General features: G+C 66.2%; 22 protein-coding genes and 2 tRNA genes. 9 read left to right on the top strand and 15 right to left on the bottom strand.

All coding sequences use genetic code 11. The features are described from left to right. Positions 1-62: 62 nt before the first annotated feature. The 3 genes from tuf to JL11_RS14005 form a co-directional block, all read right to left on the bottom strand. On the bottom strand, positions 63-1,253 hold the full coding sequence (gene tuf / locus JL11_RS13995; RefSeq protein WP_054765980.1) for an elongation factor Tu: 1,191 nt from the start codon (positions 1,251-1,253) through the stop codon (positions 63-65). A 52-nt stretch (positions 1,254-1,305) separates the two neighbouring features. Beyond that, positions 1,306-1,379, bottom strand: a tRNA-Gly gene (locus JL11_RS14000). A 78-nt stretch (positions 1,380-1,457) separates the two neighbouring features. Then, a tRNA-Tyr gene (locus JL11_RS14005) sits at positions 1,458-1,541 on the bottom strand. Between the two features lie 148 nt (positions 1,542-1,689). On the opposite strand from JL11_RS14005, the gene rlmB reads away from it, so the two are divergent. From rlmB to JL11_RS14020, 3 genes are read left to right on the top strand one after another with little or no spacing between them, the layout of a single operon-like run. Then, complete coding sequence (gene rlmB, locus JL11_RS14010) at positions 1,690-2,574, top strand: 23S rRNA (guanosine(2251)-2'-O)-methyltransferase RlmB (protein ID WP_082382719.1); 885 nt, start codon at positions 1,690-1,692, stop codon at positions 2,572-2,574. A gap of 31 nt (positions 2,575-2,605) precedes the next feature. Next, positions 2,606-3,415: a YjbE family putative metal transport protein gene (locus JL11_RS14015; RefSeq protein WP_054766189.1), complete on the top strand. Its 810-nt coding sequence runs from the start codon at positions 2,606-2,608 to the stop codon at positions 3,413-3,415. Then, a complete protein-coding gene (locus JL11_RS14020; RefSeq protein WP_054766190.1) occupies positions 3,412-3,741 on the top strand; it encodes a rhodanese-like domain-containing protein in 330 nt (109 codons plus the stop codon). Before JL11_RS14015 ends, JL11_RS14020 begins: the two co-directional genes overlap by 4 nt. On the opposite strand, the gene JL11_RS14025 is transcribed toward JL11_RS14020, so the two are convergent. Further along, positions 3,738-4,085 carry a carboxymuconolactone decarboxylase family protein gene (locus tag JL11_RS14025; RefSeq protein ID WP_054766191.1) on the bottom strand — a complete coding sequence of 116 codons (348 nt, stop codon included), beginning with the start codon at positions 4,083-4,085 and terminating at the stop codon, positions 3,738-3,740. The two genes, JL11_RS14020 and JL11_RS14025, sit on opposite strands and share 4 nt — an antisense overlap. Positions 4,086-4,150: 65 nt before the next feature. On the opposite strand from JL11_RS14025, the gene JL11_RS14030 reads away from it, so the two are divergent. Next, positions 4,151-4,465 (top strand): ArsR/SmtB family transcription factor, encoded by a 315-nt coding sequence (locus JL11_RS14030; RefSeq protein ID WP_054766192.1) that lies wholly within the window; start codon positions 4,151-4,153, stop codon positions 4,463-4,465. Between the two features lie 10 nt (positions 4,466-4,475). Here JL11_RS14030 and metG read toward each other — a convergent pair whose 3' ends face one another. From metG to JL11_RS14045, 3 genes are all read right to left on the bottom strand, one after another. After that, entirely contained in the window at positions 4,476-6,176 is a 1,701-nt protein-coding gene (metG, locus tag JL11_RS14035; RefSeq protein ID WP_054766193.1) for a methionine--tRNA ligase, read from the bottom strand. Between the two features lie 54 nt (positions 6,177-6,230). Beyond that, entirely contained in the window at positions 6,231-7,577 is a 1,347-nt protein-coding gene (locus JL11_RS14040) for an MATE family efflux transporter (protein ID WP_054766194.1), read from the bottom strand. 62 nt (positions 7,578-7,639) lie between these two features. Beyond that, positions 7,640-8,038 carry a DUF1489 family protein gene (locus JL11_RS14045; RefSeq protein WP_054766997.1) on the bottom strand — a complete coding sequence of 133 codons (399 nt, stop codon included), beginning with the start codon at positions 8,036-8,038 and terminating at the stop codon, positions 7,640-7,642. A gap of 106 nt (positions 8,039-8,144) precedes the next feature. Between JL11_RS14045 and JL11_RS14050 the strand changes: the two genes are divergently transcribed. Continuing rightward, positions 8,145-8,435, top strand: a complete 291-nt coding sequence (locus JL11_RS14050; RefSeq protein WP_054766195.1) for an antibiotic biosynthesis monooxygenase family protein — start codon at positions 8,145-8,147, stop codon at positions 8,433-8,435. A gap of 7 nt (positions 8,436-8,442) precedes the next feature. Here the strand turns inward: JL11_RS14050 and JL11_RS14055 are convergent, their stop codons facing one another. Further along, entirely contained in the window at positions 8,443-10,407 is a 1,965-nt protein-coding gene (locus JL11_RS14055) for an acetyl/propionyl/methylcrotonyl-CoA carboxylase subunit alpha (RefSeq protein WP_054766196.1), read from the bottom strand. A 99-nt stretch (positions 10,408-10,506) separates the two neighbouring features. Here JL11_RS14055 and JL11_RS14060 point away from each other — a divergent pair, with 99 nt between their 5' ends. Continuing rightward, positions 10,507-11,118 (top strand): TIGR02466 family protein, encoded by a 612-nt coding sequence (locus JL11_RS14060; protein WP_054766197.1) that lies wholly within the window; start codon positions 10,507-10,509, stop codon positions 11,116-11,118. A 379-nt stretch (positions 11,119-11,497) separates the two neighbouring features. Here the strand turns inward: JL11_RS14060 and JL11_RS17575 are convergent, their stop codons facing one another. The 4 genes from JL11_RS17575 to JL11_RS14070 all read right to left on the bottom strand — a co-directional run bounded on the left by JL11_RS17575 (position 11,498) and on the right by JL11_RS14070 (position 18,283). Beyond that, a complete protein-coding gene (locus JL11_RS17575) occupies positions 11,498-12,136 on the bottom strand; it encodes a hypothetical protein (RefSeq protein WP_156314203.1) in 639 nt (212 codons plus the stop codon). Continuing rightward, a complete protein-coding gene (locus JL11_RS17290) occupies positions 12,137-13,201 on the bottom strand; it encodes a ParA family protein (protein ID WP_082382721.1) in 1,065 nt (354 codons plus the stop codon). A 55-nt stretch (positions 13,202-13,256) separates the two neighbouring features. After that, the gene (clpB, locus tag JL11_RS14065) at positions 13,257-15,845 is read right to left on the bottom strand and encodes an ATP-dependent chaperone ClpB (protein WP_054766198.1); all 2,589 of its coding nucleotides are present in this window, start codon (positions 15,843-15,845) and stop codon (positions 13,257-13,259) included. A 149-nt stretch (positions 15,846-15,994) separates the two neighbouring features. Continuing rightward, a complete protein-coding gene (locus tag JL11_RS14070; RefSeq protein ID WP_054766199.1) occupies positions 15,995-18,283 on the bottom strand; it encodes a TonB-dependent receptor domain-containing protein in 2,289 nt (762 codons plus the stop codon). A gap of 198 nt (positions 18,284-18,481) precedes the next feature. Here JL11_RS14070 and JL11_RS14075 point away from each other — a divergent pair, with 198 nt between their 5' ends. Together JL11_RS14075 and JL11_RS14080 are read left to right on the top strand one after the other, a co-directional pair. Then, on the top strand, positions 18,482-20,119 hold the full coding sequence (locus JL11_RS14075; protein ID WP_054766200.1) for a serine hydrolase: 1,638 nt from the start codon (positions 18,482-18,484) through the stop codon (positions 20,117-20,119). Positions 20,120-20,206: 87 nt separating this feature from the next. After that, complete coding sequence (locus JL11_RS14080) at positions 20,207-20,689, top strand: hypothetical protein (protein WP_054766201.1); 483 nt, start codon at positions 20,207-20,209, stop codon at positions 20,687-20,689. 30 nt (positions 20,690-20,719) lie between these two features. Here the strand turns inward: JL11_RS14080 and JL11_RS14085 are convergent, their stop codons facing one another. The 3 genes from JL11_RS14085 to JL11_RS14095 all read right to left on the bottom strand — a co-directional run bounded on the left by JL11_RS14085 (position 20,720) and on the right by JL11_RS14095 (position 23,295). Then, the gene (locus JL11_RS14085) at positions 20,720-21,466 is read right to left on the bottom strand and encodes a DUF4893 domain-containing protein (protein WP_197273312.1); all 747 of its coding nucleotides are present in this window, start codon (positions 21,464-21,466) and stop codon (positions 20,720-20,722) included. A 51-nt stretch (positions 21,467-21,517) separates the two neighbouring features. Then, on the bottom strand, positions 21,518-22,228 hold the full coding sequence (locus tag JL11_RS14090) for a DUF4893 domain-containing protein (RefSeq protein ID WP_054766203.1): 711 nt from the start codon (positions 22,226-22,228) through the stop codon (positions 21,518-21,520). A gap of 119 nt (positions 22,229-22,347) precedes the next feature. Next, complete coding sequence (locus JL11_RS14095) at positions 22,348-23,295, bottom strand: DUF4167 domain-containing protein (RefSeq protein ID WP_054766204.1); 948 nt, start codon at positions 23,293-23,295, stop codon at positions 22,348-22,350. Positions 23,296-23,649: 354 nt separating this feature from the next. Between JL11_RS14095 and JL11_RS14100 the strand changes: the two genes are divergently transcribed. Beyond that, complete coding sequence (locus JL11_RS14100; RefSeq protein ID WP_054766205.1) at positions 23,650-24,885, top strand: NAD-dependent epimerase/dehydratase family protein; 1,236 nt, start codon at positions 23,650-23,652, stop codon at positions 24,883-24,885. Positions 24,886-24,890: the final 5 nt, after the last annotated feature.

Raw genomic sequence — 24,890 nt, forward strand, 5'->3', positions numbered from 1 at the left:
AGCAAACGGCCCCCGGATTTCTCCGGGGGCCGCTGAGGTCTTCGGGTCGTTTGGACCGTCGATTACTCGACGATCTTGGCCACGACGCCGGCGCCGACGGTGCGGCCGCCTTCACGGATGGCGAAGCGCAGGCCCTGGTCCATGGCGATCGGGGTGATCAGTTCGACGTTCAGCTCGGCGTTGTCGCCGGGCATGATCATCTCGACGCCTTCCTTCAGCTTCACGATGCCGGTCACGTCGGTCGTGCGGAAGTAGAACTGCGGACGATAGTTGGTGAAGAACGGGGTGTGACGGCCGCCCTCTTCCTTGGTCAGGATGTAGGCCTCGGCCAGGAACTTGGTGTGCGGGGTGATCGAACCCGGCTTGCACAGAACCTGACCGCGCTCGACGTCTTCACGCTTGGTGCCGCGCAGCAGAACGCCGACGTTGTCACCGGCTTGACCCTGATCCAGCAGCTTGCGGAACATTTCCACGCCCGTGCAGGTCGTCTTCTGGACCGGACGGATGCCGACGATCTCGACTTCTTCACCGACCTTGATGATGCCCTTCTCGACGCGACCGGTCACCACGGTGCCGCGGCCCGAGATCGAGAAGACGTCTTCCACCGGCATCAGGAACGGCAGGTCCACCGGACGTTCCGGCTGCGGGATGTAGCTGTCGACGGTTTCCATCAGGGCCAGGATGCGCTGCTCGCCGATCTCCGGGTTCACGCCGTCGGTCGCGGCCTTGGCCGACCCCTTGGTGATCGGGATCTCGTCGCCCGGGAACTGGTACGAGCTCAAGAGCTCGCGCACCTCCATCTCGACCAGCTCCAGCAGCTCTTCGTCGTCGACCAGGTCGACCTTGTTCATGAAGACCACCAGGGCCGGCACGCCGACCTGACGGGCCAGCAGGATGTGCTCGCGCGTCTGCGGCATCGGACCGTCAGCGGCCGAAACCACCAGGATCGCGCCGTCCATCTGCGCCGCGCCGGTGATCATGTTCTTCACATAGTCGGCGTGGCCGGGGCAGTCGACGTGCGCATAGTGACGGTTCGCCGTCTCATATTCCACGTGCGCCGTGTTGATCGTGATGCCGCGCGCCTTCTCTTCCGGCGCAGCGTCGATGTCGGCGTAGTTCATCGCCTTGGCGCCGCCGGCCTTCGCCAGCGTCATCGTGATCGCCGCCGTCAGCGTCGTCTTGCCGTGGTCAACGTGACCGATCGTGCCGATGTTGCAGTGCGGCTTCGTGCGTTCGAACTTTTCCTTGGCCATGGCCAAACTCCTGATGGCCCGGGTTGAGGGGCGCGATGCTGATCTAAAAACCTGGAGCGGGTAGACGGGATCGAACCGACATCCTCAGCTTGGAAGGCTGCTGCACTACCATTGTGCTATACCCGCGCGGAGACTGCGGAAGTTCCGGGGAACGCCGCAGCCGATTCCTCTCCGTCGTCCTGATCCGTCGTGTTCGAAGGCGCGTGGTGGGGGAAGAAGGACTCGAACCTTCGAAGCTTACGCAGGGGATTTACAGTCCCCCCCCTTTGCCGCTCGGGACATTCCCCCAACGCGCCTTGTCGAACCGCCGGACCCCTCGTTCCGCCCATAATCAAGCGGGACGAAACAAAAGCCTTCGGCATGTCGCCTCCTCTGCGATAGAGGGGGCGCCCAGACCCGAAAGCCCTTGGGGCTCCAAATCGGAGGGCGTCTTATAGTGTCGTCGAAATCAGAACGCAACGACCGTAGAAGCGGTAAAAAGCCAATCCCAGCAAACCCATCTTCCGGCCCGCGGGAAAGGGGCCAAAAGCCTGTCGCAAAAGGCTTTTCCGGCCGAGAGGATGCGAGCCGAACCCCGCGTTCGCCCGATCGCGGCAAGGCGGACGCCGATAATTTTCTGTGGGGCCGTCACCCCGTCCTCGCCGCCCTGGCGAATCCGGCGCGGCGCGGCATGGGCCGGTTGCTGGCCACGCCCGAGCGCGCCGCCGAAATCGAGGAGGGCCGATTGGCGCACGGCCACAAGATCGAAGTGGTCGAGGGCCAGATCCTGACCCGCATGCTGCCGCCCGGCGCCGTCCATCAGGGCCTGGCCTTCAAGGTCCAGCCGCTGGAAGGGGTGTCGCTGGACGATCTGGCCGATCCGGCCCAGGGGGTCATCGTCATGCTGGACCAGTTGACCGATCCGCAGAACGTCGGCGCCATCTTCCGCTCGGCCCTGGCTTTTGGGGCTCGGGGGATCGTCGTTCAGGATCGCCATGCGCCCGCCCTGGCCGGCGCCCTGGCCAAGGCGGCGGTCGGCGCCACCGAACGCCTGCCCCATGCGCGAGTGACCAATCTGTCGCGCGCCCTGGAAAGACTGGCGGATCTGGGCTGGCGCGCGGTCGGCCTGGACGGTTCGGCCGAGCAGACGCTGGAAGAGGCGCTGGACGCCCAGCCGACGGTCCTGGTCATGGGTTCCGAAGGCGACGGCATCCGTCGGCTGGTGGCCGAACATTGCGACGTCCTGGCCAAGATCCCCATGCCGGGCGGATTCGAGAGCCTGAACGTCTCCAATGCGGCGGCCGTGGCGCTTTATGAGGCTGCGCGCGCGCAACGCGGCTGACAGACGGCGCGGGCGAGGTTAAGGAGCGGCCATGGAATTCCTCTCTTCTCCCGAACTCGCCAGCCAAGCGACCGCGCTGGGCCAGGTTCTGCTGATGGATCTGGTCCTGGCCGGCGACAACGCCGTCGCCGTCGGCCTGGCCGCCGCCGCCCTGCCCCAGGAACAGCGCAAGAAGGCCATTCTGATCGGCCTGGCCGCCGCCGTGGTCATGCGCATCGGCTTCGCCCTGATCACCGTGCAGCTGCTGGCCCTGGTCGGGCTGCTGCTGGCGGGCGGTCTTCTGCTGCTTTGGGTCTGTTGGAAGATGTGGCGAGAACTGCAGGAGCAGCGCACCCACGATCAGGCCGAGGCGGAAAAGGAGCTGGAGCTCGCCCTGAGCATCGAGCACGGCACCGGCCCCTCGCCCGAAGAGCTGGGCGTCAAGCGCAAGTCCTTCGGCGCCGCCCTGCTCCAGATCATGATCGCCGACATCACCATGTCGCTGGACAATGTGCTGGCCGTCGCCGGCGCCGCCCACGAACACCCTTGGATCATGGTCTTCGGCCTGATCCTATCCATCGCCCTGATGGGTGTGGCGGCGACCTATATCGCCCGTCTGCTGCACCGCTTCCGCTGGATCGGCTATGTCGGTCTGGTCGTGGTTCTGTACGTCGCCCTGCATATGATCTGGGACGGCGCGCGTCAGGTGGTGGTCCGCACCGGCCATATGGATGAGTTCAACGCCTCGGCGCCGGCCTTCATCGAGATAAGTCCCGAGGAAGCGGCCAAACACATGGGCCAAAAGCGGACCGAGGACAGTTCCGCCCCTGCGCCCGCCGCCCCGACTGCGCCCGCCGCATGACGGTCGCGACGGTCGATGTCGAAACCGCCGCCGCCTGGCTGCAAGCGGGCGAAGCCGTGCTGATCGACGTGCGCGAGGCGGACGAGTTCGCCGCCGCCCGCATCGACGGCGCCATCCTGGCCCCGCTCAGCGCCATGCCCGCAGCCTGGCAGGCGCTGGACCTTCCGGCCGACCGCAAGATCGTGGTCATGTGCCTGAAGGGCGGTCGCAGCCATCAGGTCTGCGCCTTCATCGGCCCGACCGGGCCGGAGGGTCAGCCGCTGTTCAACCTGACCGGTGGGATCCAGGCCTGGTACGCCGCCGGTCTGCCGATCATCGAGGGTTAGTCGGCCTCGGCGAACTGGTCGTAGGCGCGCAGGGCGTCGGCGGCGTACATCAGGGCCGGGCCGCCGCCCATATAGACCGTCATGGCCATGACTTCGGCGATCTCGTCGCGCGTCGCGCCCAAATCCTTCAGCGCCTTGGCATGAAAGCCGATACAGCCGTCGCACCGCTGGGACACGCCGATCGCCAGGGCGATCAGCTCTTTGGTCTTCTTGTCCAGGGCGCCGTCGGCGGTCGCCGTCTTGGCCAGTTCCGAAAAGGCCTGCATCGGCCCCGGCTGCGCCCGGCGCAGTTCACCGATATAGGCCGAGATGTCGCGTGTCAGCGCCGTATAGTCCTTGGCCATGGCGGCCTCCTTTTCAATTTCGATATTTATGATATGATCGAAATATGAAATGTAAAGACCTACCGATGACCGCTGTCTTCGACGGCCTTCCGGCCCGAGCGGATCAGGCGGCGGCGTTTCTGAAGGGGCTGGCCAGTCCGCACCGGCTGCTGATCCTGTGCGCCCTGGCCCATGGAGAGCGCAACGTCTCCACCCTGATCGCCGAGACCGGCATGGCCCCTACATCCATGTCCCAGCATCTGGCCAAGCTGAAGGACGAGGGGGTGATCGACGTTCGCCGCGACCACCGCACCCTGACCTATTTCATCGTCCATCCGGCGGCGGTTCAGGTCATGGACGTGCTGCACGCCCATTTCTGCGGGAGCCTGCAGGCGGACTGAGGCGGTCGCCCTACTCCGCCCCGCCGAAGCGTTCGGACCATTCCGCGACCTGGGCGTCTTCGATCTTGGCGAACAGCACGCCCTGAGCCTCGACCTTGCCGCCGACCGGCAGACGGTTCAGCAAGTCCTCGTCCGCTGCGGGCCAGCTGAGATCGGTCGAACCGACCGAGGCGGCGATCTTCTCAGCCGAGAAGGGCAGGATCGGCGCCGCCAAACGGGCGAACAGGGCCACCAGGTTCAGGCCGGTGCGCACGCCCACCGCCGCCCGGTCGCGGTCGGTCTTCAGGGCGGTCCAGGGGGCGGCGACCTGCAGATATTCGTTGCCCAGCACCCAGGCGGCGCGGATGGCGACGGCGGCCTTGCGGAACTCCATCGCCTCGAACTGTTCGGTCGCCTCGGCCACGGCGGCCCGAATGTCGGCCTCCAGCTGGATCTCGACCGGACCGGGTTCCCCGCCCTCCGGCACGACGCCGTCGAACTTGGACTCGGCGAACTTGACGATCCGGTTGACGAAGTTGCCCAGAACGTCAGCCAGATCCTTGTTGGTCGAGGCCTGGAAATCCTCCCAGGTGAAGGCCGAATCCGCGTGTTCCGGCCCATAGGCCGTCAGGCGCCAGCGCCAGTAGTCGGCCGGCAGCAGCTCCAGCGCCTGGTCCATGAAGACGCCGCGCTTCTGGCTGGTCGAGAACTTGCCGCCGTACCAGTTCAGCCAGTTGAAGGCCTTCAGCTGGTCCACCGTCTTCCACGGCTCGCCCGAGCCGATGATGGTCGCCGGGAAGCTGACGGTGTGGAAGGCGACGTTGTCCTTGCCCATGAACTGGACATAGCGGACGTCCTCGGCCCCCTCGTCCAGACGCCACCAGTCGCGCCAAGTCCGGCCCGCGGCCTCGGCCCACTCCTCGGTCGCGGCGATATATTCGATGGGGGCGTCGAACCAGACGTAGAAGACCTTGTCCTCCATGCCCGGGCGGGGAAAGCCGTCCTTGGTCACCGGCACGCCCCAGGCCAGGTCGCGGGTGATGCCCCGGTCGATCAGCCCCTCGTCCAGATGCTTGTAGGCGATGGACTTGGCCAGCGTCTGCCAGCCGGTCTTGCCGTCGACCCAGGCGCGGATCTGGGGCTCGATTTTGGTCTGAAGCAGATAAAGGTGGCGGGTGTCGCGCACCTCCAGATTCCGAGAGCCCGACACCGACGAATAGGGGTCGATCAGGTCGGTCGGGTCCAGCAGCCGGCCGCAGTTGTCGCACTGGTCGCCGCGCGCGCCGACATGGCCGCAGTGGGGGCAGGTGCCCTCGACATAGCGGTCGGGCAGGAAACGGGCGTCGTCGATCGAATAGATCATCCGATCCACCCGCTCCTCGATCAGGCCGTTCTTCTCCAGCGCCTCCGCGAAATGCTGGGTCAACCGATGGTTCTGCGGGTTCGAGGACCGGCCGAACCAGTCGTAGCTGAGGCCGAAGGCCTGACCCGCCGCCTTCTGAATTTCGTGCTGCTCGTCGCAATAGGTGCGCACGTCCTGGCCGGCGGCGGCGGCGGCCAGCTCGGCCGGGGTGCCGTGCTCGTCGGTGGCGCAGATATAGAGGACCTCATGGCCTTGAGCCCGCTTGAACCGCGCCCAGACGTCGGCCGGCAACATGGAGCCCGCCAGATTCCCCAGGTGCTTGATGCCGTTGATGTAGGGCAGCGCCGAGGTGATGAGGATGCGGGCCATGATCGTCCAGGAGTTCGGGGAAGCGCAGGGATATAGAGCGGCGACGTCGTTTCCTCAAACGCCTTGCGGCAGTCGGCGCGCAATACGGATGAATCGCCCCGTCAACAGGGTCGAGGAAGCCAGGCTGGCGATGACCACCGCCCACACCAAACCGTTCACGCCCATTTGGTGCGCCAAGACCCAGCCCAGCGGCATCATCACAGCCCCATAGGCGGTGAAATGCAGGATGGTCGGCCACCAGACGTCGCCCGCCGCGCGGTTCGCCTGGGCGGCCACCACCTGGATGCCGTCCGCCACGAAGAACAGGGTCGCCAGCACCAGGGCCGGGGCGGCGATGGCCAAGAGCGCCGGGTCGCGGTTATAGGCGCCGACGATCAGATGGGCGCTGGGCCAGACCGCCAGGGCGACGACGAAGGTCAGGGCCGTGACGACGCCCAGGCCGACCAGACCGGCCCGCAACACCCCTCGGCCATCGCCGGCGCCATAGCTGCGGCCCACCAGCACCGCCGTCGCCGAGGACAGCCCCATGGGCAGCATGAAGACAATGGCCGACACGTTCAGCACCACGGCCCAGGCCGCCGTCTCGGCCGCGCCGATCTGGCCGGCGAAGAAGGTGAAACCGGAAAAGGCTCCGACCTCGATAAAATAGGAGGCGCCGGCGCCCAGGCCGACCTTGACCTGTTCCCGCGCAGCCTGGGGATCGCGTTCGGGCTTGTCGAATACACCCAGGGCGCGCGCCTCGGGCAGGCGCAGAATATAAACCACCAGAAAGAGCGCCAGGGCCGCCCGCGCCCCGAAGGTCGCCCAGGCCGAGGCGAAGGCGCCGTTGAAGCCGATCCCCAAAAGATCCGGCACCAACAGCAGGTTCAGCGTCAGATTGACCCCATTGGCGACCCACATGGCGACCATGCCGGGCTTGGGCCGCCCCAGGGCTTCCAGGAAGAATTGGCCCGTCACCGAGATCAGATAAAAGGGCATGGACAGGGCGAAGACGATCAGGGCGGGGCTCGCCCCCTCGGCCAGACCGTCTTCCAGGCCCATCTTGCCGAGCCCCCACGGACCGATCGCGATCAGGGCGATCATGGAGACCACGCCGATCTGCAACGAATAGGTCATGCCCCGGCGCAGCACCGAGCCGACCGAGTGCCGCCGTCCCTCGCCCAGCATCCGCGCGGTCATCACCTGAACGCCCAGCATCAGACCGACCGCCGTCGTCACCACGATGGACGTCGGCGCCCAGGCCAGAGAGTGGAAGGCCAGTTCGCGGCTTGAGAAATTGCCGACGACAATGGCGTCGGTCAGACCCATGGTCATGATGCCGATCCGCGCCAGGATCACCGGCCAGGCCAGGTGCAGCAGGTCGTGGAAGGCGGTGCGGGTCTGGGGGCTGAGCGCGATCATCGGACGCGGCACAGGCCATGCGGGATCGTCGGGGTCAACTCCCAAAAACTCTGGGGTCTTGGCTACCAGGCGCCCAGTTCACGCAGTTGACGGACCAGCTCCTCCGGCGCCTCGCCGGCGTCCAGCGTATCCAGATCAGGCGGGACGTCCTTGGGCTCGAAATAGCGCCAGCCCTGGAAGGGCCGCCGCGCCAGGGGCGCCGTGCGGATCACCCGAGGCTCCAGCATGATCTCGCACCGGCTCTGCTTGCCCTCGCCCAGGGTCGTGATGTCCAGAACCGGCTGGCGACAGACGATCACGCCCTTCACCACCCAGTACAGCGACCCGCCGTCCTCGATTTCCGAAGCGCGTTTGGGCGTCATTCGGGTGTGAACCACCAGAGGTCCGCCCTTGGCGGCGCGGCGTTCCAGCCATTCGACGTCGGGAACCCCGACGCCCAGCTTGATGATGTGAAGCGGCATGGCGACCACGTAATCTCCCTTAAGGGCCTTCGCCAGTTTCTCTTTACGGTCGGACCTTAGGGTGCGGTCCGTGCCTTCTTCTCATTCACGGCGCAACGGAACGACCATGTACGGATTGATTACGCGCCTGACGGCGCATCCCGGCCGCCGCGACGAACTGGCGCTTCTGCTGACCGATCCGGCCGTGAAGAAACACGGATGCCATTCCTACATCGTCGCCCACGACCTGGCCGACGCGGAAACCCTGTGGGTGACGGAGGTCTGGGTCGATCAGCCCACCCACCAGTCCTGGAGCCGGGACCTGCGCGCCAGCGGCGCCTGGCGAGCCGTTTACGGCCTGATGGCCAAGATGGATGAGTCCATCCTGACCCGCCCCCTGGGCGGGATCGGGTTTTGATCCGCGATCAGTCCGGCGCCTTGACCACCGCCAGAACCGCCGCCTCCCCCACCTGATCCCCGACGGCCGCGACGCTTTCGACAACCCCGTCGAAGGGCGCCGTCAGGGCGTGCTCCATCTTCATCGCCTCCAGCACCACGACCGGCTGACCCTTGGTTACAGCGTCGCCCGCCTTGACCGGCGCCGCCACCACCTTGCCCGGCATGGGAGCGCGAAGGGAGCCGTCAGACACCGCCCCGGCTGCGGCGCTCGTCGCGGCGCGGTACGGCGTGACGCGGCGCGCCTCGCCTTCCACGAACAGGATGAAGCCGTCCTCGACCGCCCGATAGCCGAACAGGCGATCGCCGGCCTGAACCTGATCAAAGCCGATCTGGGCGGTCAGGCCTTCGGCGCCGCGCCAGCCGGTTTCGACCGGGGCGACCGGGCCTGAGACGGGCTCGCCGTCCAGACGGGCCCAGACGGTGGTTTGGGGTGGGGTGTTCAGTCGAAGACCGTAGGACAGGCCCGGCTGTCCGCCCCAGGGGCTGAACCGGTCGGACCCGACCGGCTCGACCTCGGTCGCCGCCTCCGCGACCAGGGTCAGGGCGGCCAGAACCGTCTCCGGCGCATCGGCGGGCTGCAACGCCCCCTCCTCCGCCGCGATAAACCCCGTATCCACATCCCCCGCCACGAAGCGCGGATGGTCCAGGCAGCGTTTCAGAAAGCCCGCATTGGTCTTGACCGGCCAGACCTCGACCTCGCCCGCCGCCTCGGCCAACCGCGCCGCCGCCGCCTCGCGCGTGTCTTCGTGCACGATCAGCTTGGCGATCATCGGGTCGTAGAACTGGCTGACCTCGCCGCCCTGTTCCACGCCGGTGTCGACCCGAATTCCTTCGGGCATGACGAAATGGTCCAGCCGCCCAATCGACGGCAGGAAGCCGGTCGCCGGATCTTCGGCATAGAGGCGCGCCTCCATGGCCCAGCCGTTCAGGCGGATCTGATCCTGCTTCAGCGGCAGGGGCTCGCCCGCCGCCACCCGGAACTGCCATTCGACCAGGTCGACGCCGGTCACGCTCTCGGTCACCGGGTGCTCGACCTGAAGCCGGGTATTCATCTCCATGAACCAGACGCCGTCCGCCTTCAGCCCGTCCGAGGCGTCGGCGATGAATTCGATCGTCCCGGCGCCGACATAGTTCACCGCCTTGGCCGCCTTGATCGCCGCATCTGTCACGGCGGCCCGCACAGCCTCGCTCATGCCCGGCGCCGGCGCCTCTTCGATCACCTTCTGGTGGCGGCGTTGCAGGGAGCAGTCCCGCTCATACAGATGCACGACCTCGCCGTGGCGGTCGCCGAACACCTGGACTTCGATATGGCGCGGCCGGGTGATGTAGCGTTCGATCAGCACCCGGTCGTCGCCGAAGGCGGCCGCCGCCTCGCGCCGGGCGCTGGCCAGGCCGGCGGCGAAATCGGCCGGATCATCGACCCGTTTCATCCCCTTGCCGCCGCCGCCCGCCACGGCCTTGATCAGCACCGGATAGCCGATCCGCGCCGCCTCGGCCGTCAACGTCTCTTGCGACTGGTCCGCCCCCTGATACCCCGGCGTCACCGGCACCCCGGCCTGGATCATCAGTTCCTTCGCCGCGTCCTTCAGCCCCATGGCCCGGATCGAGGCCGGGTCCGGCCCGATCCAGATCAGCCCCGCCGCCGCCACCGCCTCGGCGAAGTCGGCGTTTTCGCTCAGGAAGCCATAGCCGGGGTGGATGGCCTCGGCCCCCGTCGCCTTGGCCGCCGCCAGCACCTTGGCCCCGTCCAGATAGCTCTCACGCGCCGCCGCCGGCCCGATCAGCACCGCCTCGTCCGCCGCCCGCACATGCAGGGCGTCGGCATCGGCCTCGGAATAGACGGCGATGGTGCGAATCCCCATCCGCTGGGCGGTGCGGAAGACGCGACAGGCGATTTCGCCGCGATTGGCGACAAGGACGGACTTGAACATGCCCCGGTCTTAGCCGGATCGTGCGCCCCTGCCCAGCGCTTCTCCCCGGCTGCGACGGCGAGGCCTTGCGCCCCGCGCCAGACCGGCTATCCCGGCCCCATGTCCCTGCGCCCCCTCTTCGTCACCCAGGTCTATGAAGCCTCCCTCGCCGAGGGACGCGGCTGGCCCGCCTTCAACGCCCAGCTGATCGAGGTGGTCCGGATGATGGCCGAAGAAGACGCCGCCGGCCGCCGCTGGTGCCGCGACAACGCCTATCGCGGCTACACCTCCTACGCCTCTCTGAACGACCTGCCCCAGCGCTTCCCCGAGTTCGCAGAGCTGAAGCGCCATCTGGACCGCCACGCCCTGGCCTATGCCCAGGCGCTGAATTTCGACCTGGCCCGGAAGCCGCGTCTGGACAATCTGTGGGTCAATATATTGAAGCCCGGCGGCGGCCACACCAGCCATATCCACCCCCACGCCTATCTGTCCGGCACCGTCTATATCGACGTGCCCGACGGCGCCTCGTCGCTGAAGCTGGAAGACCCCCGTCTGCCCTTCATGATGGCCCGCCCCGGCGTCACCGACGACGCCCCCGAGGCCGAACGCCCCTTCGTCTATCTGCGGCCCCAGGCCGGGACGGTGCTGATGTGGGAAAGCTGGCTGCGCCACGAGGTGCCGACCAACCAGGCCAAGTCCGACCGGATTTCGATCAGCTTCAACTACGCCTGAGGCGCCCCGTGGGCGACACGGACCTTCCCCCGCCTGCGGGGGAAGTGTCAGCTCGTCGAGCGCAGCGAGACGGCTGACGATGGGGGAAGTCTTCCTTTTTGGCGACACTTCCCCCTCCGACCCTGGTCCGCTACGCGGACGCCGGGGATGGTCTCCCCCGCAAGCGGGAGAGGGTCTTTCGCCTATGCCGAGCGTGGGGGCGATCCCGCATCGTGCGGCGTCCAGAGCCCCTCCACCCCCGCGCAAGCGGCGCGGCGGTCACCCTCCCCGCAGGCGGGGAGGAGACGGTGCGACGGCCCTTGCCTGTCTCCTCCCCATGAAATGGGGAGGCGGCGCGACGCGAAGCGGCGTGACGGAGGATGACGAATGCCGGAGTCAGTTACGCAGGCAGGCCCTGCCCCTCGTGTAACGCCCTCTTTAACCACGACAATTTTCGAGCAACTCGTCCGCGACAGTTTTCCAACTGACGATCCAATGCGGCCGATACCATTTGGCATTCGTCTTGCGAGAAAAAACGCGAAAAATTGAGGAAAAGATAGCGGTCTTCGTCAACACGAAGCGCAGACTGACTATCGCCACCCGACAACTCCATAATATCGGCAAGATCGGGAGATATTAGTATACGAGGAACTTCAGCCTCTTTCGACTCCAATCTGTACGCATCTATAAGCGCAGCGCTATATACTATACCATCTTCAGAGTAATGCTTACCATAGGCAACCCCGCCCCTTACCAAAACACCCATCTTGATGAGATCTGCTTGGAGGCGGGTACAAGCATCTAAAAACGGCGTAAACGCCTCTCGAGAGAACAACGTCGAGACGACTATAGAGTCCGAGAATAGATCGACCGATATTTTAGCATCGACATCACCGAGCGCTCGCGCCGCTAAAACAGCTTGGCGAATAGAATCTAAATTCGAGTCTGCCATCAGTTCAGCATTAGAAAAATCTCTCTGCACTTTCTCTGCAAATCCGAGAATGTCTATGAATGCTACAAAATACTGATCGACCTGCATTCAAAGGACCGTATCAATGCGGTCTGCGAGACACTTCATTTTTTCAGCAAATTTATCGATACGACTTTTGGCATCTGTCCATACGTTACCGGACCATGGCACTCCGCCATTTAAGGATCTGGTATCGTCAGGACCGATCTGAAATATAGCCTTGCCGTTTTCTTGCATTATTGGGCCCAACCCCTGAAAGTCGGGAATCTCTGCAATAATCCAGTTTGACGGATTATCCTTCGCCAATAGATCAAATCCTTGGGTAGCCACGGAATTAAGCGCCGGGACTAGATTCCCTTCGACGGCCTTGGGGATTTGATCCATCCAGTAGCGATACGATGGCCTTGCCTGGCCGCCATACATTTTAAAATTCGAAATTATCACACCCAAGAACACTGGCGCACCCTTCGGGACCGGGAGCCCGAGCTGTGAAAAGGCGGGTATGACCTGGGCATTCTCCCCAACCCATCTCGAAATTATCGTTGAGAGCGTCCCGATCGCTTGAACGTTGAAGCGATCGGGCATCGTCGGCACAAAGAAGCCGTCGCAGACTAGAAAGCAGGCTCGAGTAAGAGCGCCTGAACTTGGCCCAACATCAAACACTACGTAGTCATAACCTCGAACAGAAGCTAAACGCCTGACGAAATCATCTATAGCACCATACGTCCGCTTTTCATGCGTTTTGGAGGAATGTCTCTGCTGATGCGCCTCAGACAAATGGTCTTCAATGCTGCTTAGATCGACGTCACCCCTGATCAGAAACAGGTTATCAGTTATTTTTACCTCGATATCATTGGTAACTTCAACAGCAGGTATCGCGCCCTCAATCCTTGGCTGAAGCAGCTCCAAAAGAGTTTTACCAGGAAGAACCGCTGATTTTCCGGTTTCCAACTCTTCTTGATCAGCTACAGCTAGCTGATGCGCCATCATAATCTCAGTGCAGTTGCACTGAGGATCCGCATCGATAACTAAGACTTTCGAACCTTTGGCCGCAAGAAAATGAGCCAAGTTAAAGGTGGTCGTCGTTTTAGAGACGCCTCCTTTATGGTTATAAAGAGTAACGACTTTGGTCATTTTCACCCCGCCCAAGTTGCACAGCCTATCGCGGCGGAGTTGAGATTTCTAGCTCTCAATGCACCCGCGCCTTCCCGATCTCCAACCCGCCCTCGCCGGCCGTGACCGCAATCACCCCGCCGTCCTCGATCTCGCCGGCCAGCAGTTTGCGCGCAATCGGGTCCACCAACTCCTTCTGGATCACCCGCTTGAGCGGCCGCGCCCCATAGGCCGGGTCGTAGCCGCGGTCGGCGAGCCAGGCCAGGGCGGCGTCGTCCAGGTCCAGCGTCATGCGGCGGTCGGCCAGCAGCTTTTCGAACCGTGACAGCTGGATCCGCACGATCCCGCCCATCTGGTCGCGGCCCAGGCGGTGGAACAGGATGATCTCGTCGATCCGGTTCAGGAACTCGGGCCGGAAGTGGGCGCGGACGGCCTCCATGACGAAGGGGCGGACGGCCTCCACATCCTCGCCCTCGCCCTGTTCGGCCAGATACTGGCTGCCCAGGTTGGAGGTCATGATGATCAGGGTGTTGCGGAAGTCGATGGTCCGCCCCTGCCCGTCCGTCAGGCGGCCGTCGTCCAGCACCTGCAACAGCACGTTGAAGACGTCGGGGTGGGCCTTTTCGACCTCGTCGAACAGGACGACCTGATAGGGGCGGCGACGCACGGCCTCGGTCAGGGCGCCGCCCTCGTCATAGCCGACATAGCCGGGAGGGGCGCCGATCAGGCGGCTGACGCTGTGCTTCTCCATATATTCCGACATGTCCAGCCGGGTGATGGCCGCCTCGTCGTCGAACAGGAAGTCGGCCAGCGCCTTGGTCAGTTCGGTCTTGCCCACGCCGGTCGGGCCCAGGAACAGGAAACTGCCCAGCGGCCGGTTCGGGTCGTTCAGGCCGGCGCGGGCGCGGCGCACGGCGTCGGAGACGGCGGCCAAAGCCTCGTCCTGGCCCACCACGCGGGCGGACAGGGCCTCCTCCATCTTCAGCAGTTTTTCGCGCTCGCCCTCCAGCATCTTGTCGACCGGCACGCCGGTCCAGCGGCTGACGACGGCGGCGATCTGTTCGGCGTCGACCACCTCGGGCGTCAGGGGGCCGGATTTGTCGGCCTCGTTCGCCTCGGCCTCGGCCAGCTGTTTTTCGATCTGGGGGATCTGGCCGTAGGCGATCTCAGACGCTCTCCCCAGGTCGCCGGCGCGTTGGGCGTTGGTCAGTTCCAGACGCAGACGGTCCAGGGTTTCACGCAGTTGCGCGCCCTGCCCGACCTTTTCCATCTCGGCCTTCCACTGGGCGGTCAGGTCGTCGGACTGGCCTTCCAGATCGGCGATCTCGTCCTCCAGCTTCTCCAGCCGGTGCTGGGAGGCCTGGTCGGTCTCCTTCTTCAGGGCCTCGCGCTCGATCTTCAGTTGGACCAGGCGGCGGTCGATCTCGTCCAGGGCCTCGGGCTTGGAGTCCACGGCCATCCGCACGCGGCTGGCGGCCTCGTCGATCAGGTCGATGGCCTTGTCCGGCAGGAAGCGGTCGGTGATGTAGCGGTTCGACAGGGTGGCGGCGGCCACGATGGCGCTGTCGGAGATGCGGACCCCGTGGTGGACCTCGTACTTCTCCTTCAGTCCACGGAGGATCGACACCGTGTCCTCCACCGTCGGTTCGGAGACGAAGACCGGCTGGAAGCGGCGGGCCAGGGCGGCGTCCTTTTCGACGTGCTTCCTGTATTCATCCAGGGTGGTGGCGCCGACGCAGTGCAGTTCGCCGCGCGCCAGGGCGGGTTTCAGCAGGTTGGAGGCGTCCATGGCGCCGTCGCCCTTTCCGGCGCCGACCAGGGTGTGCATCTCGTCGATGAACAGGACGATGCCGCCCTCGGCCGCCGAGACCTCGGACAGCACGGCCTTCAGCCGCTCCTCGAACTCGCCGCGGTATTTGGCGCCGGCGATCAGGGAGCCCATGTCGAGCGCCATCACCGTCTTGTCGCGCAGGGATTCGGGCACGTCGCCGTTGACGATGCGCAGGGCCAGGCCCTCGACGATGGCGGTCTTTCCCACGCCGGGTTCGCCGATCAGGACGGGATTGTTCTTGGTCCGCCTCGCCAGGACCTGGATGGTGCGGCGGATCTCCTCGTCGCGGCCGATGACCGGGTCGATCTTGCCGTCGCGGGCGGCCAGGGTCAGGTCGCGGGCATAGCGTTTCAGGGCGTCGTAGCCGTCCTCGGCGGCGGCGCTGTCGGCGGTCTTGCCCTTGCGCACCTCGGCGATGGCGGCGTCCAGCTTGTCGGCGGTCACGCCGGCAGATTTCAGCACTTGGGCGGCGGTTCCGCCCTCCTTGGCCAGGGCCGCCAGCAGGCGTTCGGTAGTGACAAAGGCGTCGCCGGCGGATTTTGAGGACTCTTCGGCGGCGGCGAAGACGCGGGCGGTGTCGCCGTCCAGATAGAGCTGGCCCGAGCCGCCGGTGACCTGGGCGCGCTTCTTCAGCGCGGTTTCGACATCGGCCTCGGCGCGGCGGGCGTCGCCGCCGGCGGCGGTGATCAGGTTTCTGGCCAGACCGTCGCGCTCCTCAAGCAGGACCTTGAGCAGGTGTTCGGGCGCGAACTGCTGGTGACGGCGGGCCAGGGCCAGCGACTGGGCCGACTGGACGGCCTGTTTGGCGCGGTCGGAATAGAGATCGAGATTCATAGGTGTCCCCTCATCAGGCGGATTTCGCCCGCGCCGCCCTTTCAGGAAGCGACGACACGGGTCTGTGAAATCCAGATGGTGTGACCCGTCGGGCACACAAGGGGTGGCGGGCGGGAGATTTCACCCCGCCCGCGCTTCGCCGTCATGTCTCAGCCGCCGGTCGGGCCGGTCGAGAAGTCGAACTGTTCCGGCTGGCGGCGCGGCCCGCCGAAGTTCCAGGTCAGGCCGACGTAGAAGGCCCGCAGCTTGATGTCCTGCTCCGAGCGTTCGCGGAACTGCGGCGTCTCATAGATCGTGGTGGTGTTGAAGGTGTTGAACAGGTCGCGCGCGGTGAAGTTGAACGACAGCTGCTCGTTCAGCTTGCGGCGATAGCCGAGATTGACCATGCCGCCGGCCTCGCGCCGCCCCTGGGCCAAGAGGCTGTCGCCCTGCCAGAAGCTGGACAGTTGGACGAAGTCCTTGGCCGTCGGCTGCCAGTTCAGGCTCAGACGCCCGCTGGCCAGTGTCGCCTCGCGGTCTCCGCCGCCGACCACGGCGCCCGAGTCGATCTCCTGACGGAAGACATTGACCCCGGCGCTGTAGCGCAGGGTCGACAGCAGGCGCCCGTTCGCCGTCGCCTCGACCCCCACGTCCTGGCGCGAGCCCAGGTTTTCGGGCCGGGTCAGGAAGACGCCGCCGCCGATGTCGGTCGCCACGTCGGTAAAGGCCTTGTCGGTGTTCCGCAGATAGGCCGTCGCCTGATAGAAGCTCTGGCCCTTGCGCATCTGCCACATGGCTTCGAAGCTGTCGGTCTCCTGCGGCTCCAGGTCCGGATTGCCGGACCGGACGTTCAACGGGTCCTGATAGGCGACGAAGGGGTTTAGCTGGCCGGGCTGGGGCCGCTGGATGCGGCGCGAATAGCTGGCGCGCAGGGTCTGTTCGGCCGACAGCTGATATTGCAGATGGGCCGTCGGATAGGCGCGGAAATAGTCCTGGGACGCCGAGGCGCCGCCGGTCAGATCCTTGATCTCTATGTCCGCCTGTTCCAGGCGCAGGCCCAGCTGAGCCGACAGCTTCTCGCCCAGAGGACGTTCGTAGGTGGTGTAGAGGGCGTGCACCGTCTGCTCGGCCTCGAACCGGTTGTTCAGGGCCGGGACGGGCGTCAGGGCGGCCTCGGACGGGCCACGCAGAAAGCCGGCGTCCTGCTCGGGCCGCTGAAGGTTCAGCTCATAGCCCAGGCGCAGCTTGCCGCCGTCCGACATCGGGCGGGTATAGGCGCTGGTGAAGCCCCAGGTGACCTGATCGACGTCAGTCCGAGTGCGCTCGTACAGGGCCGCCGCCGCCGGCGTCAGGAAGGTGGTCAGGGCCTGGCTGGTGTTTTCATTGCTGTTGGAATCGTAGCGCAGTTCGTTGGACCATTCATGGCCGTCGCCGTCGAAGCGGCGCAGCACCCGGGCCGTGGCGCCCCAGTTGGCGAAGTCGAAGTCCGACGATCCCTCGCGCCGATAGGCGTTCGTCACCGCCCCGCCCGCGTTGCGTGTTTCGAACAGGCTGGAGGCCGAGCCCGTGCCGTCGAAGGCCACGCCGCGCAGTTCGCCGGTGATCTGGGTCTTGTCGTCCAGCTTGTATTCGGCGGTGAAGCGGCCGAAGGCGCCGTTCTGCTCGGACTCGATCGGCTGATCGACGGTGGTGGTCGAAACCACGGCGCCGGTCGTCGGGTCCAGTTGCTCGCGCGTCCGGGTGAAGCTCAGCTCCGTCGGATCGGACCGATAGCTGACGTCGCCCGACAGGGTCAGTCGGTCCTTCTGCCACGATCCGCTGAGGCCGGCGTTCCAGCGGCCGTTGTCGCCGACGTTCGCCCGCACCGAGCCGGTGGATTGCGTACCCGGCTTGGGCGCCGTCGGCTTGGTGATCAGATTGATGACCCCGCCCGACCCCTCGGGGCTGTAGGCGGCCGAGGGATTGGTCATCACCTCGATCCGCGCATATTGGCTGGCGGGCAGTTGGATCAGCGCCTGCCCGCGACCGGGGCCGGTCAGAATGCCGGACGGGCGACCGTCGACCAGTATGGTGACATTGGCGTCGCCGCGCAGGGAGACATTGCCCTCCGAGTCCACATCGACCGAGGGCACGTTGCGCAGGGCGTCGGCCAGGCTGCCGGAGGTCGCCTGCAGATCATTGGCCAGGCTGTAGCTGACGGAATCGATCGAGGTGCGGACGTCGTCGGCGCGCGCCGTCACGGTGACGTCGCCGACCGAGGCGGGCTGGTCGGAGGCCGGCTGGCCGGAGGCGGGCGGCGTCTGCCCGGCCGGCGTCTGCCCAGCCGGCGTCTGGGTCGGTCTCTGCTGAGCCGGCGCGGGCGTCTGCGACGGCTGCGGCGTTTGCGCCTGGGCCAGGGCGGCGGCGGGCAGCACGGCCCAGGCCGCGCCGAGCAGCAGAACAAGTTTGGACGACGTCATCCCCGATGATCCTGAAGGTGCGGCGGACGGCTTCCGACGCTTATCGATAATCGTTGCGTATCGAGCCTGCTTTGCAATGCAAAGTTACATCTTGGACAGGTCCATTACACCTTCGTCATCCTTGCTCCGAAAGCGATGGGTGACGCGCGCGAAGCGGCGCGTTAGCGTGTCGCCGCATCGAGAGTTGGAGCCCGCGCCTTGCCCCTGAACCTGACCCGTCGTCGCGCCCTGGCCGGCGCCCTCCCGCTGAGCCTCGCGGCCCGCCCGGCCCTGGCCTGGAACGCCGCCAACGACGATACGACCCTGGCTGAGGCGATCGACGCCTATGTAAAAAAGGCGATGGCCGCTTGGCCCGACCAGCCCGCATTGGGAATCGCCGTGGTCAAGGACGGCGCCGCCGTGCTGACCCGCGGCTATGGGGTGAAGGTTCAGGGCAAGCCGGCCGTCGCCGATGAACACACCCTGTTCGCCATCGCCTCCAACACCAAGAACGTCACCGCCGCCGCCCTGGCCATTCTGGTCGATGAGGGCAAGGTCAAATGGGACGCGCCGATCAAGACCTATCTGCCCGATTTCCGGCTGGTCGATCCTTACATCGCCGACCACATCACGGTTCGCGACACCTTGAGCCACCGCGCCGGTTTCGGCCTGGGCGCCGGCGATCTGCTGTTCTGGCCCAACAGCGACCGGACCCGCGCCGAGGTCTTGGCCCAGGCCGCCTTCGTGCCGATCGAGGACGGATTCCGCGCTCGCTACCACTATTGCAATCTGATGTTCGTGGTCGCGGGGGCGGTGATCGAGGCCGTCTCGGGCCAGACCTGGGAAGACTTCATCCAGACGCGGATTCTGGACCGCGTCGGCATGAGCGAGACCGTGCCCCTGGCGCGCCTGGCCGACCCGGCCAAGTCCGCCCTGCCCCACGGCCGGGTCGGACCGCCGCTGCGCTATCAAGGCGCCATGACGCCGATCGCGGATTCGATCGTGGAGGTCTGGAACTGGGACTCGGCCGCCGCAGCCGGCGGGATCTGCACCACCCCGGCCGACTGGGCCAAATGGATCGCGGTGCGGCTGAACGAGGGGCGGCTGCCCGACGGGACGCGACTGTTCTCGGAAGAGTCCGCCAGGGAAATGTATCGTCCCAACATCATCGTCGGCAGCTCGCCGGGCCCGACGGCGGAACTGCCCAACCGCTCCATCGCCTCGACCTACGCCCTGGGCCTGCAGGTTCAGGACTATCGCGGCGAGCGACTGATCAGCCACGGCGGCGGTTCGCCCGGCGGCATTTCCGCGACCGTTCTGATCCCCGGCCGCAAGGTTGGGTTCAGCATTTTTTCGAACGCCGAGGAGAGCTTCCTGCTGCGCGCCCTTCGCTCAGGCATCGCCGACCTCTGCCTGGGCAAGGTGGATGTCGACTGGATCGCCGATTCCAAGCGGTTGGAGGCGGAGGGGAACGCCAAATCCATCGCCGCCGCAGCCGAGATCGACGCCAAACAGGCGGCCGGGGCGCCGCCCTCCATGCCTCTGGACGCCTATGCCGGAACCTGGCGCGACCCTTGGTACGGCGACATCGTCATCGCGCCCAAGACCCGCGGCCGGGGGCGCGACCGCAAGCCCGGCCTTTGGCTGACCTTCACCCATACGCCGGCCTTGCAGGGCTGGTTGGAGCCCTATGACGGCGAGACCTTCCGCACCCGCTTCCCGGACAAGCGGGAGGAAGACGCCTTCGTGACGTTCGACATCCAGACCGCCAAGCCCGCCACGGCGACGATGAAGGGCGTCTCGCCGGACATCGACTTCTCCTACGATTACCAGGATTTGAGACTGACGCGGATTTGAACGTTCGGCCTGTGACCTAGGCGCGCAAGGCGGAACGTCCTGACCGAGGCAGCGCTGTCCTTCCATCAACGTAAAGGAAGGACAGCCATGTCAAAGTCAGACACTCCCCGCGCGCTCGACCGCGACGAAGCGGAGATGGTCCAGCAGAGCCAGGTCCTGGACGACCGATCGCCCGCCGAATTGCGGGAGCTGATCGGCCGACTGCGGGCGCGGCGGGACAGGGCGCAGCGCCAGATTCGCACGCGCGCCCGCTCGGCTCAGGGGCGGGGCGAAACCGCCGGGGCCGACACAGGCGCGCGGGAGAAGAAGGCGCTGCTGACAGAGGCGATCGCTCGCGTCGCCGAAGCCCTGGCGTCTCCACGGAGCGGCGGCGCAAAGGCGAAGACGGCGACCGAAAATCTTCGACAGGCGGTCCGGCGCAAGGCCGAGAACCCAACCTGGACCGGGCCCGAAGACCGCACAGCGGATCAAGGATCGGTCGAGACCCCAAACACGAAGATCGCTCCCTCGGGCGCCCTGCACGCCGAGGGGATGCGCGCGGCGATTTCGCGTTCCACCGGCAATCGTTGACCCAGAGACCTGAAGCCGCGCCTGCGGACTTCAGGTCCTGATTTCCAGGAGCTCCAGCTTGGCTTCCTGCTTGGGCCAGGGGAGGACGAGCCGCCAGCGGCTCTGGCCGATCCGCTCCAGAACGCCCACCTGATCGCGTTCCGGGCGATCGCCATAGGCGGGAAAGCCGGTCTCGGCGTCGCTGAGGGCCTGGGCGCCGATATAGACGAGGCGACGATCCGTGTCGGGATAGAGCAGGCCCTGAGTCCGCTGCGACCCCGTCTTCTTGGTCAGAACCAGATCCCCGCCTGGGGTCGTCTCCACCGAACAGGCGAACCAGGGATAGTCGACATAGGCCAGACCGGTTCCCTCCCCGCGCCGCCCCAGCTTGATCGTTCGGCAACGATAGGCGCCGGGAGGCGGCTGAAGGCGATCGGGCAAGCCGGCGTTGGGATCGACCAACGGGCCCAGGGCCTCGACCTCAGAGGCGAAGCCGGCGGCCTCGGCCTCGGCGCGGGCCATACGCCAGGCCTGGTCCAATCGACCGAGCAGGCTGGCGTCGGCCGCCGAGGCGACCTGACGCCAATCGTCGCTTCCGCCTTGAAGCCCGTCTTGAGCCGCGGAAGGTGCGGCTGCGGCAGCGGCTGTCGCGGGCGGCGCGACGCGCGGGGGGACGCCTTTGGCGGGCGCGCTGACGGCCGGCGAGGTTTCGGCGCGGCTGCCCGGACTGTTCTCACCGCAGGCGGACACCGCCAAGCCGAGAAGCAAGGGCGCAAAGAAGGTCGGGGTGCGGCGCATGATCGGCGTCTCCATCGGTTCAGGAGACGAACGGTCAAGCCGCCGCGCGGTTCAGTCGGTCTTGGCCGGAACCAGTTCGATCAGGTCCAGGTTCGACTCATACTGCGGCCACGGCAGCACCAGACGCCAGCGCGCCTCGCCGATCCGTTCCAGAACGGCGACCAGATCGCGATCACTGTTGCGGCCATAGGAGTTGGCGGCCGGTTCCTGGGCCAGGGCCATGGACCCCAGCAACAGCATGTGCCGGTCGTTCTCGGGGAACAGGAGGCCCGAAGGCCTCTGGGAGCCGGTCAATTTGGTGAACTTCAGACCGCGCGGCGTCTGTTCGATGCGACAGGCGAACCAGCCGTAAACCACATAGCCCAGTCCGTCCTCGCCGCCCTGGGAGCCCAGTTTCACGGTGCGGCAGCGGTAGTCGCCGGTCGGCGGGGTCACGCCGGGGCGTGCGGCGGACGGATCGATCAGATCGCCCAGACTGTTCAAATCGCCCGAACCGCGCTGGCGTCGCGCCTGTTGCAGGGCCAGATCCCAGGCGGCGTCACGACGCTGATAGCGATCCCGATCGGTCGAGGTGATGACGCCGCGCCAATCCATCAAAACCCCGCCCGTTCCGGAAGAGGGCGGCGGCGGCGGCGGAGGCGGCGGCGGGGTGGAGGCGCAGGCCGCCAGAGCGAGAAGGCCCGCCAGAGCCAGACCGCCCTTCAGCCCGGCCCCTGGGGCCAGGCGTCGAAGCGAAGGACAAGGCGGACGTATCTGGCGCATCAACGCTTCCCTGTGAAAAGGCGTCCGAGGGACGGACCTTGCGGCGAAGTCGGTCTTTTAGGCCCTTGGTCGGCGGCCCGCGTCAAGACCGCAGCCGCAGATCACGGCTTGGCGGGAGATCAGCCTTCGCTCTCGGCCGCAGCCTCGGCCTTGCGGCGGGGCGCGCGGCGGCGCGGGGCGGGCTCGCCCTCCTCGACCGTCGGAGCGGGGGCGGACAAGCGGGTCAGAAAGCCGGGCAGAGCCGTCGGAGTCTCATCATCGCCCGTTTCGGCTGCAACGGTGGGACGGCGCGACCGGCGCGCCGGCCGCTCGTCCGGCTGAGGGACTTCGCTCTGATCCGAGACCGGAGCCGCCGACTCGGTCTGGGCCGCGGCGGCGGCGTCATCGGCGACCGCTTCGATCGGGCGGCCCTCGCCCGACTGGCCTTCGCCCTGGGTGTCGAATCGGCGCTGCCGCTCCTCGCGACGCCGCTCCCAGCGTTCGCGACGGCTTTCACGGCGACCGCCGCCTTCGCCCTCGGCGCGCATCTCGCCGTCGTCGCGCGGCGACTGGCCGTCGCGGTCGCGGTTCTGGTCGCGGTTCTGGTCGCGGTCGCGATTGTAGTCGCGCTCCCGGTTTTGATCCCGGTTCTGGTCGCGGTTTTGGGACTGCTCCGCGCGCTCCGCCGCTTCCTGAGCCTGGCGATCCGCCGCCTGCTGCGCCGCCATGAAGGCCGCGGCCTGGGCGCCGGATTCGTCTTCGAAATCGATGTCGAAGCCCTGGTTCGACAGTTCGCGCGCGGCGATGTCGGAGAAGGAGCGTTGGGGCTGAAGGGCGCGCAGAACCCGGTAATAGTGTTCGGCGTGCTGTTGGTAGTTCTCGGCCAGCACCCGGTCGCCGCTGGACGCCGCGTCACGGGCCAGCTGCTGATAGCGCTCATACACGGTCTGGGCGTTGCCGCGGACCTTGATGTTTTCGGGCCCTTGCGAATCCCACGAACGATTCGGATTGGCGTTGTTGGCGTTATTGGCGCCCGCCTTGTTCCGATTGCGTCCGCGCTGACGCTTCATGCCCTTGAAATCTCTCATTCGCGCTACCGTGTGCAGGGATGGAGCCAAGCCATCGGGCCGGGTCCGTCCGTTTCGTGGTTCCGTTTCGCTCGGGGCCGATCCCCGATTGTCGATCTGTCGGAATGCCTTGTCGCCCGCATGGTGCGCCGGCCCTGTGGGGACCGACCGTCATGGCCGGCTCAAGCCGCGAACAGCCGGGCGAAAACCCGTAAAGCTGCGTTTGAGTGGGAGACGAGAGAGACTTAGCGTGTGCGCCGTCCCTTTCCAAGGGGTTTTCGACAAAGCGTCGCACCTTGGGCCACGGCTCCGCTTTGCCGACAGGCGTCGGGTGGGCTAGGCAGGGTCTTTAAGGCGACGATGAGGCTTTCTCCCATGCGGGTTCTGGTTCTAGGCGGCGACGGCTTCTGCGGCTGGCCGACGGCCCTGCATCTCTCGGCCCAGGGCTGGGACGTGACCATCGTCGACAATCTGAGCCGGCGGAATATCGACAATGAGCTGGAGGTCCAGTCGCTGACGCCGATCCGAACCATGGGCGAGCGGATCAAGGCCTGGAAAGAGGTGTCGGGCCGCGACATCGGCTTCGTCAACATGACCGTGGGCAAGGAGTTCGACCGTCTGGTGGCCCTGATCCGCGACCTGGCCCCCGACAGCGTGGTCCATTTCGCCGAACAGCGGGCCGCCCCCTATTCGATGAAGTCGGCGCGGCACAAGCTGTACACGGTCGACAACAACATCAACGCGACCAACCACCTGCTGGCCGCCATCGTCGAGAGCGGGCTGGACGTGCACCTGGCCCACCTGGGCACCATGGGGGTCTATGGCTACGGCACTGCGGGCCTGCGCATCCCCGAGGGCTATCTGAAGGTGACGGTGGACACCGACCACGGCCCGGCCGAGCAGGAAATCCTGTTCCCGCCGAACCCGGGCAGCATCTATCATATGACCAAGACGCAGGACGCCCTGCTGTTCCAGTTCTATGCCCGCAACGACAGCCTGCGGATCACCGACCTGCACCAGGGCATCGTCTGGGGCGCCCAGACGGCCGAGACCAAGCAGGACGAACGGCTGATCAACCGCTTCGACTATGACGGCGATTACGGCACGGTGTTGAACCGGTTCCTGATGCAGGCGGCGGTCGGCTATCCGCTGACCGTGCACGGATCGGGCGGCCAGACGCGGGCCTTCATCCATATCCAGGACACGGTGCGTTGCGTCGAACTGGCGCTGAACAATCCGCCGAAACGCGGCGACCGGGTCAAGATCCTGAACCAGATGACCGAAAGCCGACGTGTGCGCGACCTGGCCCGAATGGTCGCCGACATGACCGGCGCCGAAGTCCACAATGTGCCCAACCCGCGCCAGGAGGCCGACGAGAACGATCTGGTCGTGGCCAACGACCAGTTCCGCGAACTGGGGCTGAAGCCGATCACCCTGGCCGAAGGCCTGATGCAGGACGTCACCGAGATCGCCCGGCGCTACGCCGACCGCGCCGATCTGAACCGCATCCCTTGCGTTTCGGCCTGGAACCAACGCCGCGCCAAGGCGCTGGAAAGCCAAGCGCGGCCGTGCGCGAGTTCGCCCGGTTCGCCCAACATCCTGACCGCCTGAGCCTG

This window comes from Brevundimonas sp. DS20 (genome assembly GCF_001310255.1).
Lineage (GTDB): Bacteria > Pseudomonadota > Alphaproteobacteria > Caulobacterales > Caulobacteraceae > Brevundimonas > Brevundimonas aurantiaca.

Bases quoted from the DNA above. Each gene is read 5' to 3' on its own strand.
- JL11_RS14055 (WP_054766196.1), bottom strand. From the start codon at position 10,407: ATGTTCAAGTCCGTCCTTGTCGCCAATCGCGGCGAAATCGCCTGTCGC.
- JL11_RS14050 (WP_054766195.1), top strand. From the start codon at position 8,145: ATGTACGGATTGATTACGCGCCTGACGGCGCATCCCGGCCGCCGCGAC.
- tuf (WP_054765980.1), bottom strand. From the start codon at position 1,253: ATGGCCAAGGAAAAGTTCGAACGCACGAAGCCGCACTGCAACATCGGC.
- JL11_RS17290 (WP_082382721.1), bottom strand. From the start codon at position 13,201: ATGACCAAAGTCGTTACTCTTTATAACCATAAAGGAGGCGTCTCTAAA.
- JL11_RS14020 (WP_054766190.1), top strand. From the start codon at position 3,412: ATGACGGTCGCGACGGTCGATGTCGAAACCGCCGCCGCCTGGCTGCAA.
- JL11_RS14090 (WP_054766203.1), bottom strand. From the start codon at position 22,228: ATGCGCCAGATACGTCCGCCTTGTCCTTCGCTTCGACGCCTGGCCCCA.
- JL11_RS14045 (WP_054766997.1), bottom strand. From the start codon at position 8,038: ATGCCGCTTCACATCATCAAGCTGGGCGTCGGGGTTCCCGACGTCGAA.
- JL11_RS14060 (WP_054766197.1), top strand. From the start codon at position 10,507: ATGTCCCTGCGCCCCCTCTTCGTCACCCAGGTCTATGAAGCCTCCCTC.
- JL11_RS17575 (WP_156314203.1), bottom strand. From the start codon at position 12,136: ATGCAGGTCGATCAGTATTTTGTAGCATTCATAGACATTCTCGGATTT.
- JL11_RS14070 (WP_054766199.1), bottom strand. From the start codon at position 18,283: ATGACGTCGTCCAAACTTGTTCTGCTGCTCGGCGCGGCCTGGGCCGTG.
- clpB (WP_054766198.1), bottom strand. From the start codon at position 15,845: ATGAATCTCGATCTCTATTCCGACCGCGCCAAACAGGCCGTCCAGTCG.
- metG (WP_054766193.1), bottom strand. From the start codon at position 6,176: ATGGCCCGCATCCTCATCACCTCGGCGCTGCCCTACATCAACGGCATC.
- JL11_RS14095 (WP_054766204.1), bottom strand. From the start codon at position 23,295: ATGAGAGATTTCAAGGGCATGAAGCGTCAGCGCGGACGCAATCGGAAC.
- JL11_RS14085 (WP_197273312.1), bottom strand. From the start codon at position 21,466: ATGCGCCGCACCCCGACCTTCTTTGCGCCCTTGCTTCTCGGCTTGGCG.
- JL11_RS14025 (WP_054766191.1), bottom strand. From the start codon at position 4,085: ATGGCCAAGGACTATACGGCGCTGACACGCGACATCTCGGCCTATATC.
- JL11_RS14015 (WP_054766189.1), top strand. From the start codon at position 2,606: ATGGAATTCCTCTCTTCTCCCGAACTCGCCAGCCAAGCGACCGCGCTG.
- JL11_RS14080 (WP_054766201.1), top strand. From the start codon at position 20,207: ATGTCAAAGTCAGACACTCCCCGCGCGCTCGACCGCGACGAAGCGGAG.
- JL11_RS14100 (WP_054766205.1), top strand. From the start codon at position 23,650: ATGCGGGTTCTGGTTCTAGGCGGCGACGGCTTCTGCGGCTGGCCGACG.
- JL11_RS14030 (WP_054766192.1), top strand. From the start codon at position 4,151: ATGACCGCTGTCTTCGACGGCCTTCCGGCCCGAGCGGATCAGGCGGCG.
- JL11_RS14040 (WP_054766194.1), bottom strand. From the start codon at position 7,577: ATGATCGCGCTCAGCCCCCAGACCCGCACCGCCTTCCACGACCTGCTG.